General features: G+C 65.7%; 14 protein-coding genes and 1 rRNA gene. 8 read left to right on the top strand and 7 right to left on the bottom strand.

Going from position 1 to position 17,077, the window contains the following annotated elements; genetic code table 11:
* Nucleotides 1–32 precede the first annotated feature (32 nt).
* The 4 genes from QTI24_RS07010 (at nt 33) to QTI24_RS06995 (ending at nt 4,168) form a co-directional block, all read left to right on the top strand.
* Nucleotides 33–1,826, top strand: a complete 1,794-nt coding sequence (locus tag QTI24_RS07010) for a sensor histidine kinase (protein ID WP_286599330.1) — start codon at nt 33–35, stop codon at nt 1,824–1,826.
* A complete protein-coding gene (locus QTI24_RS07005; RefSeq protein WP_286599328.1) occupies nt 1,819–3,117 on the top strand; it encodes a flavin-dependent oxidoreductase in 1,299 nt (432 codons plus the stop codon). The genes QTI24_RS07010 and QTI24_RS07005 overlap by 8 nt, the downstream gene beginning before the upstream one ends.
* 36 nt (nt 3,118–3,153) lie before the next feature.
* A complete protein-coding gene (locus QTI24_RS07000) occupies nt 3,154–3,543 on the top strand; it encodes a nuclear transport factor 2 family protein (protein WP_286599327.1) in 390 nt (129 codons plus the stop codon).
* Nucleotides 3,544–3,796: 253 nt separating this feature from the next.
* The gene (locus QTI24_RS06995) at nt 3,797–4,168 is read left to right on the top strand and encodes a hypothetical protein (protein ID WP_286599325.1); all 372 of its coding nucleotides are present in this window, start codon (nt 3,797–3,799) and stop codon (nt 4,166–4,168) included.
* Here QTI24_RS06995 and cynS read toward each other — a convergent pair.
* Both cynS and QTI24_RS06985 read right to left on the bottom strand, forming a co-directional pair.
* Entirely contained in the window at nt 4,162–4,605 is a 444-nt protein-coding gene (gene cynS / locus QTI24_RS06990; RefSeq protein ID WP_286599324.1) for a cyanase, read from the bottom strand. The two genes, QTI24_RS06995 and cynS, sit on opposite strands and share 7 nt — an antisense overlap.
* An 83-nt stretch (nt 4,606–4,688) precedes the next feature.
* A complete protein-coding gene (locus QTI24_RS06985) occupies nt 4,689–6,356 on the bottom strand; it encodes an L-lactate permease (RefSeq protein ID WP_286599322.1) in 1,668 nt (555 codons plus the stop codon).
* Between the two features lie 94 nt (nt 6,357–6,450).
* Between QTI24_RS06985 and QTI24_RS06980 the strand changes: the two genes are divergently transcribed.
* Nucleotides 6,451–7,608 (top strand): alpha-hydroxy acid oxidase, encoded by a 1,158-nt coding sequence (locus QTI24_RS06980; RefSeq protein WP_286599320.1) that lies wholly within the window; start codon nt 6,451–6,453, stop codon nt 7,606–7,608.
* A gap of 28 nt (nt 7,609–7,636) precedes the next feature.
* Here the strand turns inward: QTI24_RS06980 and QTI24_RS06975 are convergent, their stop codons facing one another.
* Together QTI24_RS06975 and QTI24_RS06970 are read right to left on the bottom strand one after the other, a co-directional pair.
* A complete protein-coding gene (locus QTI24_RS06975) occupies nt 7,637–10,738 on the bottom strand; it encodes a helix-turn-helix transcriptional regulator (protein WP_286599319.1) in 3,102 nt (1,033 codons plus the stop codon).
* 33 nt (nt 10,739–10,771) lie between these two features.
* The gene (locus QTI24_RS06970; RefSeq protein ID WP_286599317.1) at nt 10,772–11,029 is read right to left on the bottom strand and encodes a DUF4242 domain-containing protein; all 258 of its coding nucleotides are present in this window, start codon (nt 11,027–11,029) and stop codon (nt 10,772–10,774) included.
* A 198-nt stretch (nt 11,030–11,227) separates the two neighbouring features.
* Here QTI24_RS06970 and QTI24_RS06965 point away from each other — a divergent pair, with 198 nt between their 5' ends.
* Nucleotides 11,228–12,610 (top strand): FAD-binding oxidoreductase, encoded by a 1,383-nt coding sequence (locus QTI24_RS06965; protein ID WP_286599315.1) that lies wholly within the window; start codon nt 11,228–11,230, stop codon nt 12,608–12,610.
* Nucleotides 12,611–12,628: 18 nt separating this feature from the next.
* On the opposite strand, the gene QTI24_RS06960 is transcribed toward QTI24_RS06965, so the two are convergent.
* Nucleotides 12,629–13,189 (bottom strand): putative glycolipid-binding domain-containing protein, encoded by a 561-nt coding sequence (locus tag QTI24_RS06960; protein ID WP_286599314.1) that lies wholly within the window; start codon nt 13,187–13,189, stop codon nt 12,629–12,631.
* A gap of 182 nt (nt 13,190–13,371) precedes the next feature.
* On the opposite strand from QTI24_RS06960, the gene QTI24_RS06955 reads away from it, so the two are divergent.
* Complete coding sequence (locus QTI24_RS06955; RefSeq protein ID WP_286600064.1) at nt 13,372–14,577, top strand: Y-family DNA polymerase; 1,206 nt, start codon at nt 13,372–13,374, stop codon at nt 14,575–14,577.
* A 9-nt stretch (nt 14,578–14,586) separates the two neighbouring features.
* Here the strand turns inward: QTI24_RS06955 and QTI24_RS06950 are convergent, their stop codons facing one another.
* Nucleotides 14,587–15,615 carry a purine-nucleoside phosphorylase gene (locus QTI24_RS06950; protein ID WP_286599313.1) on the bottom strand — a complete coding sequence of 343 codons (1,029 nt, stop codon included), beginning with the start codon at nt 15,613–15,615 and terminating at the stop codon, nt 14,587–14,589.
* A gap of 156 nt (nt 15,616–15,771) precedes the next feature.
* Between QTI24_RS06950 and QTI24_RS06945 the strand changes: the two genes are divergently transcribed.
* A complete protein-coding gene (locus QTI24_RS06945) occupies nt 15,772–16,899 on the top strand; it encodes a DNA topoisomerase IB (protein WP_286599312.1) in 1,128 nt (375 codons plus the stop codon).
* A 93-nt stretch (nt 16,900–16,992) separates the two neighbouring features.
* Here the strand turns inward: QTI24_RS06945 and rrf are convergent.
* Nucleotides 16,993–17,077: ribosomal RNA gene (rrf, locus tag QTI24_RS31625) — 5S ribosomal RNA — on the bottom strand; the annotation flags it as partial.

The following is a 17,077-nucleotide window of genomic DNA, read 5'->3' as shown; positions in this document are numbered from 1 at the left end:
CGGCTTTCGCGGCAAGCGAGCCCGGGGTCGTCATGCTCGACAGGGCCCACGCATTGCTGGAGCCGCAGGGCGGGCCGCCGAGCGAAGGCGAGGTCGACCTTGCCCGCCGCTGGGACCGCGAGTTCCCCGGCCGGGGCGGTCGTGCGACCTACCGCATCACGCTGCCGCCGCGGGTCGACACGGAGCCGATGGCCCTGCTGTTTTCGCGGGTCGGCAACCAGGTGCACGTGCTGCTCAACGACAGCACCGTCCAGCGCTGGGGCACGCTGGGCGACCCGCTCTTCGACGCCACCAAGACAGTGCGCAGGGTGACGCTGCCGGCAGCCCTGCTGTACGCCGACCGCCCCAATGAACTGCGTGTCGAGGTCACAATTCAGGCGCAGCGCCTGGGTGGCCTCTCGGTGGTGCGATACGGACCGGTCCCGCAGATCGAGGATCTGTACTCCAAACAGATCCTCCGGCGCGACCTCGCCATGCTGGTCTTCGGTGCCGGCCTGGTCGGCATGGGCGCGCTCACCGCCGTGCTGTGGTGGCGGCAGCGCGATCCTTTCTACGGGTGGTTCAGCGTTGCGGCGCTGCTGGGCGTGGTGCGTGTCATCGACCGGTCCTGGCCCGATGTTCCCGTGTCATGGCCGCTCTGGGGCGCCGTCGCCGCGATCTGCTACACGGCCCACGTGGCGTTGATGTGCCGGTTCGCGCTGATCGCGGTCGGGTCGCTTTCCCGCGGCATGAGACGTGCCATCGACGGCGTGATCGTGGTGGTCTCGGTGCTCGACGCCCTCGCGTTCGCGCTGGGCATGCCGCTGCTCATGACGATCGGGTTCACGTTCATTCCGGTCCTCGGTCTCGCAACGCTGGCGCTGGTCATGCGCGAGGCGTTCGTGAGCCGCAGCGCGAAGGCGTGGGTGCTGGCCGTGGCGATTGCCGGCGCGCTGGCGGCAGGCACGCACGACGTGGTCATGATCCGCGTCGCCGGTGCGAGCGGCCTCTACAACACCTACATCCAGCACGGGATGTTCGTGTTCGTGCTCGCCATGATGTGGTTCGTTGCCGAGCGCTACAACCGCTCCGTCGCGAGCTTCCAGGCACTCAATGCCGACCTGTCCCGGCGCGTGGAAGAACGCGAGCGTCAACTGCATCAGGCTTTCGATTCCCTGCGGGAGCAGCAGCACCACCAATCGGTCTCGATCGAGCGGCAGCGGATCATGCGGGAGATCCACGACGGCGTGGGTTCGCAGCTCGTGGGCTTGCTGAACATGGTGACGCGCAAAGGCACGGACCCGACGGCTCTGAAGGAGCAGGTCCAGATGGCGCTCGACGAGATGCGCATGGCCGTCGACTCGCTGCAGCCGGCGCACGACGACCTCGGCACTTTGCTGGCCACACTGCGCTACCGCCTGCAGCCGCGCCTGCAGGCGGCCGGCATCGGGGTCATCTGGGACGTCGCCGAGCTGCCGGAACTCAGGCAGTTGTCGCCTCCTGTCGTGCTGCATGTGCAGCGGATCCTGCTGGAAGCCTTCACCAATGTCATGAAGCATGCCCACGCCTCCCAGGTGGAAGTGCAGGTTCGCTGGCAAGAGGAAGCCGCGCCGCGCGTGATGCTCCGCATCACCGACAACGGGATCGGGTTTCCCGCGGGTGTGCGTGCGCAGGAGACGCAGGCGCATGGCCGCGGCCTGGACAACATGCGTGCCCGGGCGGCCGCCATCGGCGCCAGCTTCGATGTGCAGCAGTCGCCGAATGGCGGTGTGAGCATCGCGCTGGAATGGCAAGTCGAACGTGCACCGCCCTCCTCCGGCTTCCATGACAATCCGGGGCATGGCTGAATCGTTCGACACTCGTCCCGTGCTGATCGCCGGGGGCGGCATCGGGGGCATCACCCTCGCACTCACCTTGCACCAGATCGGTGTGCCCTGCATCGTCTACGAAGCGGTGCCCGACCTGCAACCACTGGGCGTGGGCATCAACCTGCAGCCCAACGCCGTGCGCGAGCTGTATGACCTCGGCTTCGACGACAAGGTCCTCGGCACCATCGGCATCCAGGCGCGGGAGTGGGCGCTGGTCGGCCGCAACGGCAACGACATCTATGCCGAACCGCGCGGCCTGCTCGCGGGTTACCGCTGGCCGCAGTATTCGGTGCACCGCGGCCAGTTGCAGATGATGCTGTACCGGGCGGCGGTCGAGCGACTCGGCCCCGGCGCCATTCGCCTCGGCCACCGGGTCACGGGCTATCGGAATGGCGCCGAGGGCGTCACCGCCCTCATCGAGACGCGCGACGGCCAGCGCACCGAAGTCGAAGGCCGCCTGCTGGTGGCCGCGGACGGCCTGCATTCGGCCGTGCGGGCGCAGATGTACCCCGCGCAGCCGCCCATCCAGTGGGGCGGCGCCATCATGTGGCGCGGCACCACGCCGGGCGTGCCGGTTCGCAGCGGCGCGTCCTTCGTCGGCGTCGGGTCCTTGCGGCACCGGGTGGTGCTCTACCCGATTTCCCCGCCCGACCCGGCCACCGGCTTGGCGACGATCAACTGGATCGCCGAGATCACCGTCGACAACGCCAAGGGCTGGACCCAGGGCGACTGGAACCGTCGCGTCGGGCTCGATGACTTCATCCACCATTTCGAAGGCTGGGACTACGGCTGGCTGGACGTGCCCGCGATGCTGCGCGGGGCCAATGAAATCTTCGAGTACCCCATGATCGACCGCGATCCCGTACCCAGCTGGGTGGACGGCGACGTGGCGCTGCTCGGCGACGCGGCGCACGTGATGTACCCGGTGGGCTCCAACGGCGCGAGCCAGGCCATCGTCGATGCGCGCGTGCTGGGCGCAGCGATGGTCGAGCACGGCGTGGGCAGCGCCGCGCTGCAGGCCTACAACGACAAGCTGTGCGCCGACATCTCGGCGCTGGTGCTCCGCAACCGCGGTTCGGGCCCCTTCGGCATTCTGGGCCTGGTCGACGAACGCTGCGGCGGCGTGTTCGACGACATCGATCAGGTCATTCCCGCTGCCGAACGCGAGGCCTTCATGGCACGCTACAAGGCCGCCGCCGGCTTCGCCATCGAGACGCTCAATGCGGCGCCGCCGACGATCGCACCCGGGGCGCGGGCGCGCAGCTCTTGATGCTGTCCACGCTCGTTCAATTCAAGGAGTTCACCCATGTCGTCCAGTCCGATCGCCGCATGGCATCAGCTCGTCAAGGAACGCAACGTGCGCGGGCTCGACACCCTGCTTGCGGATGATGCCGTCTTCCTTTCGCCGGTGGTGCATACGCCTCAGGTCGGCAAAGCCATCACGCGGACGTACCTCGCTGCGGCGTTCCACGTGTTTTTCAACCCGTCGTTCCAGTACGTTCGCGAGCTCACGGGCGATCGGGACGCGGTGCTCGAATTCGAGCTGGAGCTCGAAGGCATCAAGGTCAATGGCGTCGACATGATCAAGTGGAACGACGAAGGCAAGATCACCGAGTTCAAGGTGATGCTGCGGCCCTTGAAAGCGGTCAATCTGATCCATCAGAAGATGGCCGCGATGCTCCAGGCCAATCAGTAGGGGTCCTGTCTTTCGATCCTGATTGCGCCCGTCATCCCCTCGATTGAGGTCGCCTCCCGACGCCTATTTCGGTGACAAGTTCTCGGACGATCAAAAAGGATTGGCGTCGAAGCCGCAGGCCGAGGTGGAAGTGCCCAGCTTCTAGAATTCGGCGCGGAACCCACCGGGCCTGCTTTCCTGGTCTATAGGAAGATCCTTTCGCCGCAGTTCGTGGCAGCATGGGGGTCTTGCGATCCCACTGAGGAGCAGCACCATGACCCGATGCCCCATGCATGCCGCGATCTTCTGCGCCGCCCTGGTGCCTGGCACTGCGGTGCTCGCCCAGCAAGACCTTGCTGCGGCGGAGCAAAGCTATCAGCGCACCCTGGCCTATTGCAACAACGGCACCTTGCCACGCCCGGAGCGCGATGCCTGCGTGCGCGATGCGGGGTACGCATTGGAGCGGGCCCGCGGCGGGATTTCGACCGGCGAAGAGGACGTGACCTCGCCCGGCGGCCGTGCAACGGTCGTCATTCCGGATGGCTCGCCGCTGCCCTTGAGCGACTCGACCACCGTCACCTCGCCCGACGGCCGTTCGACGATCGTGCTGCCGGCCGGCGGCTCCAGGCCCTTGCCCAATCAATAGGTCTTGTAGGGCAGGAACTTGCCCGAGAGCACCACGTTCACGCGGTCGCCCTTCGGGTCGGCCTGCCGCTGGATGTCCATGCTGAAGTCGATCGCGCTCATGATTCCGTCGCCGAACTCCTCGTGGATCAGTTCCTTGATGGTGGTGCCGTACACGCTCACCACTTCGTACCAGCGGTAGATCAGCGGGTCGGTCGGCACGGCGGTCGGCAGAGAGCCCTTGTACGGCACGACCTGCAGCCACTTCTGCTCCTCGGCGCTGAGGCCGAAGATCTTGCCGATGATCTTGGCCTGTCCGGCGTCGAGCGTCATCTGGCCGAGGCAGGCCGCAGTGGTCCACTCCTTCGAAAGCCCCACCTTTTTGGCCACGTCGGCCCACTGGATGCCCTTGGCCACCTTGACGGCAATGATCTTCTCGGTGACGTCGTTGCGGTTCATGCGGATGCTCCTGTTCGCGTTGGTTGTCCATGCACTCAGTGCAAGCAACAGCCGTGCCGCTACCCCTGTGCGTCGCGCGCGTTCTACTTCACGACCATCAGCGTGAACGGCCACACGTAGGCCTGCAGCGTCACCAGGATGCCCACGAGGCTTGCCAGCGCGATCGAGTGGAAGAACACGTAGCGCAGGATGTCGCCTTCGTGGTTGAACCAACGCGTGGCGGTCGATGCGACCACGATCGACTGCGCGTCGATCATCTTGCCCATCACGCCACCCGAGCTGTTGGCCGCGCCCATGAGGTTGGGCGACAACCCGAGCTGGTCGGCTGCCACCCTCTGCATGCCGCCGAAGAGTACGTTCGACGCGGTGTCGGAGCCCGTCAAGGCGACGCCCAGCCAGCCCATCAGCGTGCCGAAGAAGGGGTAGAGCACACCCGTGTTGGCGAAGGCCAGGCCGAGCGTGCTGTCGAGCCCCGAATAGCGCGTGAGCGTGCCCAGCGCGAGCATCAGCGCGATGGTGAGCAGCGAGTACTTCACGAGATTGAGCGTGCGGCCATACGCAACCACGAGCTGGCCGACGCTGTACTTCGCGACGAGCCCGCCGACGATGGCCGACAGCAGGATGCCCGTACCCGTCGCCGACAGCAGCGTGAAGGCGTAGATCGCGCCCTCTTTGGTCGGCTGCGGCACGATCGGCGGCACCTTCTCGACGAGGTTGTGCAGCCCCGTGATGGGGAAGTTGGGCGCGAACAGGCCATTGAGCCATGCCTTCACCGGCGGCAGGCCCCAGATGAAGACGAACACGGTCATGATGGCCCAGGGAGTCCAGGCACGGATCAGTTCCTCGCGCGAATGCTGCGTCGGCTTGGCGAGCGATGCAGCCGACGGCGCGCCGCCGTCCTGCTCGTGCCCCTTGAGCGATACCGAGCGCCAGACGGTCTTCGGGTGCCATACGCGCAGGAAAAATATCAACGACACCATCGACACGATGGCCGCGATGATGTCCACCAGTTCGGGGCCGATGAAGTTGGAAACGAGGTACTGGGGTATCGCGAACGATGCGCCGGTTACAAGGATGGCGGGCCAGATTTCCATCATGGCCTTGCGCCCCGCGAAGGCCCAGATGAGCCAGAAGGGCACCAGCAGCGAGAAGAAAGGCAATTGGCGTCCGATCATCGCCGTGACGTCCATCAGGTCGTAGCCGTGCACCTTGGCCAGCGTGATGACCGGCGTGCCAAGCGCGCCGAAGGCGACCGGCGCGGTGTTGGCGATCAGCGAAAGCCCCGACGCCGCGAGCGGCGAGAAGCCGAGGCCGATCAGGATCGCGGCCGTCACGGCCACTGGGGTGCCGAAGCCGGCAGCGCCCTCGAAGAAGGCGCCGAAGGAGAACGCAATCAGCAGCAACTGCAGGCGCCTGTCTTCGGTGATGCCCGAGAGCGAATCCTGCAGCACCTTGAAGCTGCCGTTCTGCTCGGCGAGCTGCTGCAGGAAGATGATGTTGAGCACGATCCAGCCGATGGGCAGAACGCCCGTCAGGCCGCCGAGGAAAGCGGCGCGGCCTGCGAGGCCCGCAGGCATGCCGAAGGCAACGATGGCGATCAACAGCGCGCTGAGCAGGCCGAGCCCCGCTGCCAGGTGCGCCTTCATGTGCAGGAAGCCAAGGCACACGAGCATGACGACGACGGGAATCGATGCCAGCGCCGTCGAAACCACCATGCTGCCAAATGGGTCGTAGACCTGTTGCCAACTCATGGAAACCACCTCTTTTCTGTGTGAAGTTGTAGGAGGAAGAGCCTGCGGATAATAGGCACCACGCAACGAACAGACAACCAAGGAGCCTCTCCCAGTGCCAGACCTCTCCAAGATCACGAACATCGAAGACCTGCGAGTCATCGCCGAACGTCGCGTGCCGCGCATGTTTTACGACTACGCGGACTCCGGGGCCTGGACCGAAGGGACCTATCGCGCCAACGAAAGCGACTTCCAGAAGATCAAGCTGCGCCAGCGCGTGGCGGTCAACATGGAAGGTCGCTCGACCCGCACGACCATGATCGGCCAGGAGGTCGCGATGCCCGTAGCCATCGCGCCCACCGGCATGGCCGGGATGCAGCACGCCGACGGCGAGATCCTCGGTGCGCGCGCGGCCAAGGCCTTCGGCATTCCATTCACGCTCTCGACCATGAGCATCTGCTCGCTCGAGGACATCGCCGAGGCCACGGGACGCCATCCCTTCTGGTTCCAGCTCTACGTGATGCGGGACCGCGACTTCATCGAACGGCTGATCGAACGCGCGCGTGCGGCCAACGTGTCCGCGTTGCAGCTCACGCTGGATTTGCAGATCCTCGGCCAGCGACACAAGGACATCAAGAACGGCCTCACGGCGCCGCCGAAGCCGACGATCAAAAACCTGATGAACCTCGCGACCAAGCCGCACTGGTGCATGGGCATGCTGGGCACCAAGCGCCGCACCTTCGGCAACATCGCGGGCCATGCCAAGGACGTGAAGGACCTGTCCTCGCTCTCGTCATGGACCGCCGAGCAGTTCGACCCGACGCTGAGCTGGGCCGACGTCGAATGGATCAAGAAGCTATGGGGCGGCAAGCTGATCCTGAAGGGGATCATGGACGTCGAGGACGCACGCCTCGCGGCGGCCAGCGGCGCCGATGCGCTGATCGTCTCCAACCATGGCGGTCGCCAGCTCGACGGTGCACCCTCTTCCATCGCGGCCCTGCCTGCGATCGCCGAGGCGGTGGGCACGGAGATCGAAGTCTGGATGGACGGCGGCATCCGCAGCGGCCAGGACGTGCTCAAGGCCCGCGCGCTGGGCGCGCACGGCACGATGATCGGCCGCAGCTTCCTCTATGCGCTGGGCGCCTTCGGCGAGGCCGGCGTGACGCGTGCACTGCAGATCATTCACAAGGAACTCGACATCACGATGGCCTTCTGCGGCCGCACGAACATCGACGAGGTCGATTCGAGCATCCTGCTGCCCGGCACTTTCTGAGCGCCGGATGGGGTCGCAGCCACCGGCCTCACGAGGCTTTGCGATCGCCCTGCTTGAGCAGGTCGTGGTGGATGGCGAACGCGGCAGCCTCCGTGCGGTTCGCTGATCGCGTCTTGCTCAGGATGCTGCGTACATGGTTCGCGACCGTGTTGGGGCTGACGAAGAGTTCCCGCGCGATCTGCCGATTGCCCTTGCCGACGGCCACGAGACGCAGCACCTGTGCCTCGCGGCCGCTCAGGCCGGCCGGGTAGTGCGCAACGGCCGTGCCGTCGAGGTTCGGACGGCGGGCACCGATGCGTGCTGACAGCGCGCGCATGTCGAGTGCGGCAGCTTCGGCCGCGGCTTCATCGAGTTGCCCGGTGGCGGCTTCACGGTCGCCAACGGCATCCCGGGCCAGCATCATCTGCGCGTAGCCATAGCGCGCCTGCGCCAGGGCTGGCCGGGCGTTCTGCCTTTCATTCATCTCCAGCGCCACCCGAAAGTGCGCTTCAGCTTCGCTCCACTGCCGCATCGTGGCCGAGAGCATCCCGAGGAAGGCATCTGCGGCACCGAAGGAGGCAATGGCGGTGCCGACCAGAAGGTTGCGCCCACGCCAGGGCTCGAGCAGTTTGTACAGATCTACCGCACGCGCCGCATCACCCAGTGCGGCACAGACTTGCGCGAGGTAGGCCAGGCTCGCCAGCCAGACGCCGTCGCGCGGGAAGGACTGGAAGCGGTCGTTCGCCAGGATCTCGAATTCGGATCGTGCGTCGTCGAGTTGGCCCAACTCGACGTAGATCAGCGCGAGTCCCGGCCGCCACACATTGGTCTGTGCGTTCTGCTGCACGAAATGGCGGACCAGCGGCGCGACCTCCTGCAGGCGGCCTTGCTCGCGGCGCAGTGTGAACATCTGAACGCCGTAGACACCGGCCGCATCCAGGCCCGGCATGCGGTCGCCGATCTCGAAGGTGCGCTTCGCGAACCGCTCGGCGTCGTCGAAGCGGCCTTCGAACAATGCGTGCAGGGTGCGCGACGACGACGCGACGTAGAGGAAAAAGGGTTGCCGCAGTTCTTCCGAGCCTCGTGCATAGGCTTCGACGTGCTCATGCCAGGTGGCCATGTCGCCCAACTCGAAGGCGTCGAACATGCGCCACGCGAGCGCCGAGTACAGCAGGAACCGGTCGCCCTGCTGCCTGGCGATCTGGATGGCCTCGTCGGCACTCGCCATGCGCTCGTTGATGCGATCGGGCTGCCAGCGGGCCGAGAGCGTGGCGAGCAAGGTCGTCGCGAGCGTGGCTGCGTCGCCGGCGCGGCGGGCCACGGTGACGGCCTCCTCGTGCACCTTCATCGCCTGCGTCTCCTCACCACTGAAGATCAGTGCGCGTGCCAGTGCGCTCAGCAACTGCGCCTTCATGACCCGGTCTTCGGCGCCCAGTGCATTGAGCGCATCGCGCAACAGGCGCGCCGCCGAGAAACCAGGGAGGCCCGGGCACCAGCTCGCCATCTCGAAGCCGAGCGCGGCGCGTGCCAGCTCATGGGCCAAGTCGACCTGCATGCTCGTCCGTGCGGCCTGGTCGAACACCTCGCGTGCCTGCAGGTATTCGCCGGCACGCGTATGAGCTTCGCCCAGCGAATTCAGCACCTGGCAACGCTCGAGAGCGTCACCGCCGCGGCCTACATCCATCGCCTGCAGCGCGAGCCGGTAGTAGCGCGCCGCTTCCTCATGGGCCAACAGGGCATCGGAACTCTCGGCAGCCTGTTGCGCATAGTGGCTCGCGCGCGCCGCGTCGCCTCCCGGAAGCGCGGCCCAGTAGTGGTGGGCCAGCGCGGGCAGATGGAGCGCGGAATCTTCGCCGTGAATGTCCTCGATCGCGCGGCCGACCTTGAGGTGCAGGCGGCTGCGCCGCGGCGGCGGGATCTCGTCGTACAAGGTCTCGCGGAACAGGGCGTGGCCGAAGTGGTAGCGGCCCGGCCCTTCGACGGCTTCGATGACCCGGGACTGCAATGCTTCTTCGAGCGCGTCCGTGCAGGCGTCTTCCTCCACGTCCTCGACGATGCGGACCAGCAGGCCGATATCGAATTCGCGGCCAATCACCGATGCGCAGGCCAGCACCTGATTGGCCACGGGCGACAGGCGATTCAACCGGCGGCCGATGACCTCGCGTACCCCTTCCGGAATGCGCCGAAGACCGCCGACTGCCAGCAAGGCTGCAGTGCCGCGCGGGCCTTCGCCGAGCACGTGCTCCTGAATCAGCAGGCGCGTCATCTCGGCCACGAAAAGCGGGTTACCTTCGGTCTGCCGGTGGACGGTGTCGGCGAGTGCGGGCGGCACGGCACCGCCGCCGGCAAGCATCATCATGCGGACCGTCTCGTCGCGGGCGAGGCCGGTTAAACGCAAGCGTTCGAAGCACTGGTGCCGCGCGAGTTCGCCCAACGTGCCCGACAGCGGATGCTGTCGCGACAACTCGATGTCGCGGTAGGTGATGACGAGCAGGATGCGACTGACCTGGAGATCGGGCGCGATGAATTCGAGCAGGCGCAGGGACGAAGCGTCTGCCCAATGGACGTTGTCGAGCACCAGCAACAGGGGTTGCTCCGCGGCGGCGCGTTTCCAGAAGCCCGCCATGGCATCGAACAGGCGAAAGCGTGCCTGCGCGGGATCGATCGCCGGCAGTGCCAAGGCGCCGGCGGGCAATCGTTCTGCGAGGTGGGGCAGGATCTCCGCCAAGGCCGACTCGTCATGGCCGAGGACGCGCCGTGCGGTCTCGTTGTCGTGCGTTTCGATCCAGCCGCGCAGCAGTTGCAGCCAAGGCCAGTACGGCGGGGCGCCGGGCTCTTCATTGCATCGGCCCCAGAGGACCTGCATGCCGCGTGCGGCAGCGCGCTGGGCAAGGACCTGCGCGGTGTGCGACTTGCCGATGCCCGGCTCACCAGCGAGCGCTGCCGTGCCGCCCGTGCCGCTGAGGGCGCGCGCCAGTCCGCTTTCGAGCGCCGCGAGTTCACGCTCGCGACCGACGAATCGTTCGATCGAAGCCCGCGCCGTCTCGTCGTTGAAGGTCGCGGCGGGAGCCGCAGTCTGGAGCGCCGAACCGCAGCCATCGCAGAAAGCGGCATCGGCCCGGTTCTCGCGGCCGCATCGGGCACATTGCACAGCGGGTCCTCGGGTTCCCTGAGTGCAAAGCCGCTACACGAGGGCTTCGGGGCGAATCTGGCTGACTTCGATCACGACATCCGCCGGCAGCCGGGCCAGGCGTGCAGCCGTGCGGATCTCTTCGGGGCTGGGTGCCTCGTAGAGGCAATAGGTCTTCTTGCGATCCGCAGAAAGAAAGGAGAACAACCAGTTCACGCCGACATCGGCGTTGATGCGCTGGATGCTCGCGACGTCTGCCGCCGCGAGCTCCAGTTCTTCCGCGTACTGGCGTTCGATAAGGAACAGTGCCATGGCCCTCTCCTGTCCGGCAGGGCAACGATGGGCCCCGGGCAGATGATTGGGCGACAAATCCGCCGCACGGTCAACGTGCGCGGCATAGTCAATTCTGACCATTCGCGGGCGCGCGCGGCACTTCGAAAAATGATCAGTCCGGTGGATCGTCAACACGTCGTTGGCTTCCTAGACTTTGCTCACTTTCAAGGAGTGGTCATGTTCAACGAAGTCCATCTCGATGCCTACAAGGCGCAATTGCGCGGTAGTTTGATCCAGCCGGACGACGCCGGCTACGACGAGGCCCGCAAGGTCTACAACGCCATGATCGACAAGCGACCGCGCCTCATCGCGCGCTGCGCCGACGTGGCGGACGTGATCGCATCGGTCAATTTCGCCCGAGACAACCAACTGCTGCTCGCCGTGCGCGGCGGCGGACACAACGGCGGCGGCCTCGGCACCTGCGACGACGGCCTGGTGATCGACCTCTTCCGGTTGCGCGGCGTGCGTGTCGATCCCAAGGCCCACACCGTGCGGGCCGAAGGCGGGTGCACCTGGGGCGACGTCGACCACGCGACGCATGCCTTCGGCATGGCGACGCCGGCGGGCATCATCTCCACCACCGGTGTCGGCGGCCTGACGCTGGGCGGTGGCATCGGGCACCTCTCGCGGCGCTTCGGACTGACGATCGACAATCTGCTGGGCGTCGACATGGTGCTCGCGGACGGGAGCTTCGTCACCGCCAATGCCAAGGAGAACGCCGACCTGTTCTGGGCCGTGCGCGGCGGCGGCGGCAACTTTGGCGTGGTGACTTCTTTCGAGTACCGGCTACACCCGCTCAGCACCGTGGTGGCCGGTCCGACCTTGTGGCCGATGGAGCGTTCGGCCGAAGTGTTCAAGTGGTATCGCGATTTCATCGGCAAAGCGCCGACGGAGCTGAATGGCTTCTTCGCCTTCCTCACCGTACCGCCTGGCCCGCCCTTCCCCGAGGAACTGCACCTGAAGAAGATGTGTGGCGTGGTTTGGTGCTACAGCGGAGTTCCGGCGCAGGCCGAGGAGGCGCTCGCACCGGTGCGAGCGATGAACCCTGCGCTGTACGGCGTCGGGCCCATGCCCTACCCGATGCTGCAGAGTGCCTTCGATGCCCTGTACCCACCCGGACACCAGTGGTACTGGCGCGCTGATTTCGTGAACGAGCTGCCCGACGAAGCGATCGGGCTGCACGTGGAGTACGGCGCCCAGTTGCCGACGATGCAATCGTCGATGCACCTGTATCCGATCGACGGCGCGGTGCAGCGCGTCGGACGCAAGGACACACCCTTCAGCTACCGAGACGCTCGGTGGGCGTCCGTCATCGTGGGGGTGGACCCCGATCCTGCGAACCGCGACCGCATCACCGACTGGTGCAAGAACTACTGGGACGCGCTGCATCCCTATTCGGCTGGCGGCGCGTACATCAACTTCATGATGGACGAGGGGGAGGACCGTGTGAAGGCCACCTACCGCGAGCACTACGACAAGCTGGCGGCCATCAAGCGGCAGTACGACCCGGGTAACCTGTTCCGCGTGAACCAGAACATCCGGCCTGTGGCGACGGCCTGAGTTGCCGGCAGTACGAAGTCAGGCCTCGGCTTCCCACAGCGTGGGGTAGTGCCGGACAAAGCCATCGGACGTGACTTCGAGCATGGCCGCGTAGTCGAAGCGCGGCGCGGTGTACCAGTACTCGGTCTCGCCGCGCCGCTCGTAGTGCTGCTTGAGTTCGCTCAGGCTGCCGCTGTCGAGATCGAGCCATGCCGCCGGGGCGTCGGACGCTTCGCCCGGGGCGAGATGCAACCGGCGCAATGCCATCAAATTGGTCGCCGGCGTGAAGCCGAGATCGAGGTCGACGCAGTGGCCCAGCTCCGGCACCGAGGCGTCGTTGAGCTTCCAGCTGCCATGCGCATCGCGCACGATGGACAGGTCGATTGCTTCGCTGCCGAGCCAGCCGCGCACCGTTCCCCATTGGGTGTGCCAGGCGCGGTCGCAGCGGACTCGGTAGTGGAGTTGGGCGATGCGACCGTCCTCGTTGCGAAACGCCGCGGCGCCGTCGATCTGCCAGTTCTCGCCGTTGCGATCGAGACGGCACACATCATGACCGGGGGTGCCGAGCCGGCGCCAGAGCATGAATGCGATGGTCTGCATACGCCGATGATGGCACCGGGCGCCTGCCATGCGCAAGTCTGGATTGCATCCGCGCCCTGCGTGCTCAGTTCAGGAGCGCCGGAGCACGTGAAGGTTGGCCGCGCAGACCATGCCACCAGCTGCGTCAGACGACAATACCGGCCGTGACCGCCGCACCGATTCGCCGCATCGCCCACCTCGACATGGATGCCTTCTACGCATCGGTCGAGCTGCTGCGCTACCCGCAACTCAAGGGCCTGCCGGTGGTGATTGGCGGCGGGCGCCGCAAGGTGGACGAGGCCATCCGCGATCTACCCGAGGGCGCCACGTTGGCGGACATACCAGTCGGGGCCTTTCCGCTGCTCAAGGACTACGCAGGACGGGGTGTGATCACGACCGCGACGTATCCGGCACGCCAGTTCGGCGTGGGATCCGCGATGGGGCTCATGAAGGCGGCAAAGCTGTGTCCGCAGGCGATCATCCTGCCGGTGGATTTCGATGAGTACCGCAGATTCTCACGGCGGTTCAAGGAGGTCATCACCGAGATCGCGCCGGTCATGGAAGACCGAGGTGTCGACGAGGTCTACATCGATTTCACCGACGTTCCCGGCGGCCAGCGCGAAGGCGGGCGCGTGCTGGCACGGCTCATTCAGAAGTCGATTCTCGAGGCGACCGGGCTCACCTGCTCGATCGGCATCGCACCCAACAAGCTGCTGGCCAAGATGGCGAGCGAGTTCGACAAGCCCAATGGCATCTCGGTGGTCTTCGAGGGCGATCTCCAATCGCGCATCTGGCCGCTGCCGTGCCGCAAGGTCAACGGCATCGGCCCCAAGGCGGACGAGAAGTTGCAGCGCCATGAGATCCGGACCATCGGCGAACTCGCGGCGCGCGATCGCGAGTGGCTGGTCGCGAACTTCGGCAAGGCCACTGGCGCATGGATGCACGAGGTCGCCTGGGGACGCGACAACCGGCCCGTCGTCACCGAGAGCGAGCCCGTCTCGATGAGTCGCGAAACAACCTTCAACCGCGATCTGCAGGCCGTGCGAGACCGGGCCGAGTTGGGCGCCATCTTCACGCACCTGTGCGAGAAAGTCGCCGAGGACCTGCAGCGCAAGGGCTACGTCGGCAAGACGATCGGCATCAAGCTGCGCTACGACGACTTCAAGATCGCGACGCGCGACCAGACCATCGACCACTTCACCGCCGACGCCAAGGCGATCCGGCAGATTGCGGGCCGATGCCTCAAGCGGGTGCCGCTGGAGCGGCCGCTGCGTCTGCTCGGCGTGCGAGTAGGGGCGCTTGCCAAGGTGGGCGATGCGGCCACCTTGGCAGACCAGCCAAAGGCGAGCAGTCGTCGGCGAACACCGGACGATGCCGGATCCGTGGCGCGAACTGCCTCGCTCTTCTAGCGTGGCCTTTCAACGCGCCGGCACACCGCCCTGCCATTGCGGCCAGTTGGCGACGATGTGGTCGACGACGCGGCTGCCGACGAGTTCGATGTTCTGGACGGTCTCGGCAAAGCCGCCGGCGGTTTCGCCAGGGGCCGGATCCAGATGCTGCAGCGTGGTTTCGCGCGGATTGCCCTGGTCGAAGTTGACGGCGCCGCGCAGGCTCATCACACGGTCGGTGCCGTGCGTGCGTTTGATCACGAGGGTGATCGCGGCGGCCTCCATCTCGGTAATGACGTAGTCGTCGGCGCCGTAGAGCTTGGCGATGTACTGCGCCTGGTTGGACATGCCGGGGCCGTGGAAAAAGGTGTCGCCCGTCATGTGCGTGCCGGTGCCGACGAACGGAGCGCGCCGTGCGGCGGCTTGCGGGTAGCGCATCCGGTAGTTGCGCGCGGAGTCAGCATCCTTCAGCGGCGTGTCTGCCGACAACTTCATCGCCCACGCTACGAGTTCCGGGTTGAGCTTGAAGCGGCGGTACTCCTCGTAGCCCTTGCGCGGCATGAAGGTCGGCTCGCCGGCCTTGTTCTCTTCCGGCGCCCAGCGGTGGCCGAGGTCATAGTCCACAAGCCAGGTGGCCCAGTTCACCTCGCCGATCGTGCCGCGCGAAGGCGGCGTGCCGGCCACGCCCGAGATCACGTAGTAGGCCTTGGAGAAATCGAAGTTCGGATTCAGCAAGATCGCCTGCATCGACGACGACGAATTGACCTTGCCCATTCCGAGCACAGCGCCACAGACGCCGTCGGCATTGCAGTACACGGGCGACAGCGCGCCGGGCACGGTGATCGGCGTTGCGCCCTTCCAATAGCGCTCGTACCAATGCTGGAATTCGCCCGCGCGATCGCCGGTGTTCTGGCCGACCTCGAACATGGCGGCAACGAACACTTTGACCTGGACGGGCTCGGCGACTTTCGGTGAGGGGGTCGACGCGCAACCGGCGGCGAGCGCGACGACGGCGGGCAGCACCAACCATCGCGCGCCAATGGACCAGCCTGGGAACATGGGATCTCTCTCCGAAGGAATAAGGGGGAACGGACGTCGACACAAGTGCGCGACGCACCGGCAACGTTTGTGGAGTCCTACACCGGCGCTGATCCGGTGCCACCACGCTGTGACGCATCTCCTGCTGCGTCTTTGTGCGCGATTGTCGCAAACCTCATGCCCGAATCGAGTCATCGCCCCGCTCCGCTCGCCAACGGGCTGGTCTATGTTGATTCCTGCATGCCCGGATGGCAGCGGGTGAAGCGAGGAGCGGCATTTCGGTACCGTGACGCCGAGGGCGGATGGGTACGAGACGTCGATGAGCTCTTCCGTATCCGACAGTTGGCAATTCCGCCCGCCTACCGAGACGTCTGGATCTGCCCGCTGGCGAACGGCCATCTTCAGGCGACCGGTTTCGATGTGCGCGGCCGCAAGCAATACCGCTACCACGCGGGTTGGCGCGCGCTGAAGGACGAGACCAAATTCGATCGGCTCGAGGCCTTTGGCCGCGCGCTTCCGAGGATTCGCAGCCGGGTGGCGCGCGACTTGCGGGCGAGACCTCGTGCACCGTTGGGCCGCGAAGTTGTGTTGGCTACGCTGGTCCGCTTGCTCGACACAACCTTCCTGCGGGTGGGGAACGAGGAATATGCGAGCAGCAATGGCTCGTTTGGCCTCACGACTCTCCGCAATCAACATGCTGACGTTCGCGGCGCATCGTTAAGGCTGCGTTTCCGCGGCAAGAGCGGCGTAATGCACGAGGCGAGGCTTGACGATCCGCGAGTCTCGAAGGTGGTTCGCGGATGCCAGCAATTGCCCGGGCAAGAACTCTTCCAGTGCCAGACTGAGGACGGCGAGGTGCGAGGCATTTCATCCACCGATGTGAATGACTACTTACGCGATATCGCTCATGCAGACTTCACTGCTAAGGATTTCCGAACTTGGCACGGAACTGTGCAAGCGCTGGAACTGACGCGCCTGGCCTGCGAAGGCGTCGATGGGAAGAGAGAGACGAACACCGACCGGTTCAGTGCAAAGGACATATTGAAAGCCGTGGCCGCCCAACTCGGAAATACGCCCGCCGTGTGCAAAAAGGCGTATGTGCATCCGGCCGTACTCGCACTTGGCACCACGCTGGCCGACGATGCAGACGCCATGAACGACATCTGGTCAAAGATCGCCCTCGTCACATGCAGCACGCGCCACCTGAGTGCTGCGGAATCGCGATTGCTGGTGTTCCTGAGCCAGCACCGTCGTCGGGTGCCTGGCAAGAAGAAGAGCGCTGGGGCTGCAGGCTCGTTTCCATAGCCAATTGTTCGCGTCGAACGATGAGTCTGAACGTCGAATTCAAACGCAAAAAAGCCCAGCCTTTGAGGGGCTGGGCTTTTCTGGGCTGTAAGAGCCTGACGATGACCTACTTTCACACGGGAACCCGCACTATCATCGGCGCTGAGGCGTTTCACTGTCCTGTTCGGGATGGGAAGGA

Origin of the sequence: Variovorax sp. J22P240, from assembly GCF_030316855.1 — a bacterium.
Classification (GTDB): domain Bacteria; phylum Pseudomonadota; class Gammaproteobacteria; order Burkholderiales; family Burkholderiaceae_C; genus Variovorax.
This window is presented reverse-complemented; position numbering and strand designations above follow the sequence as displayed.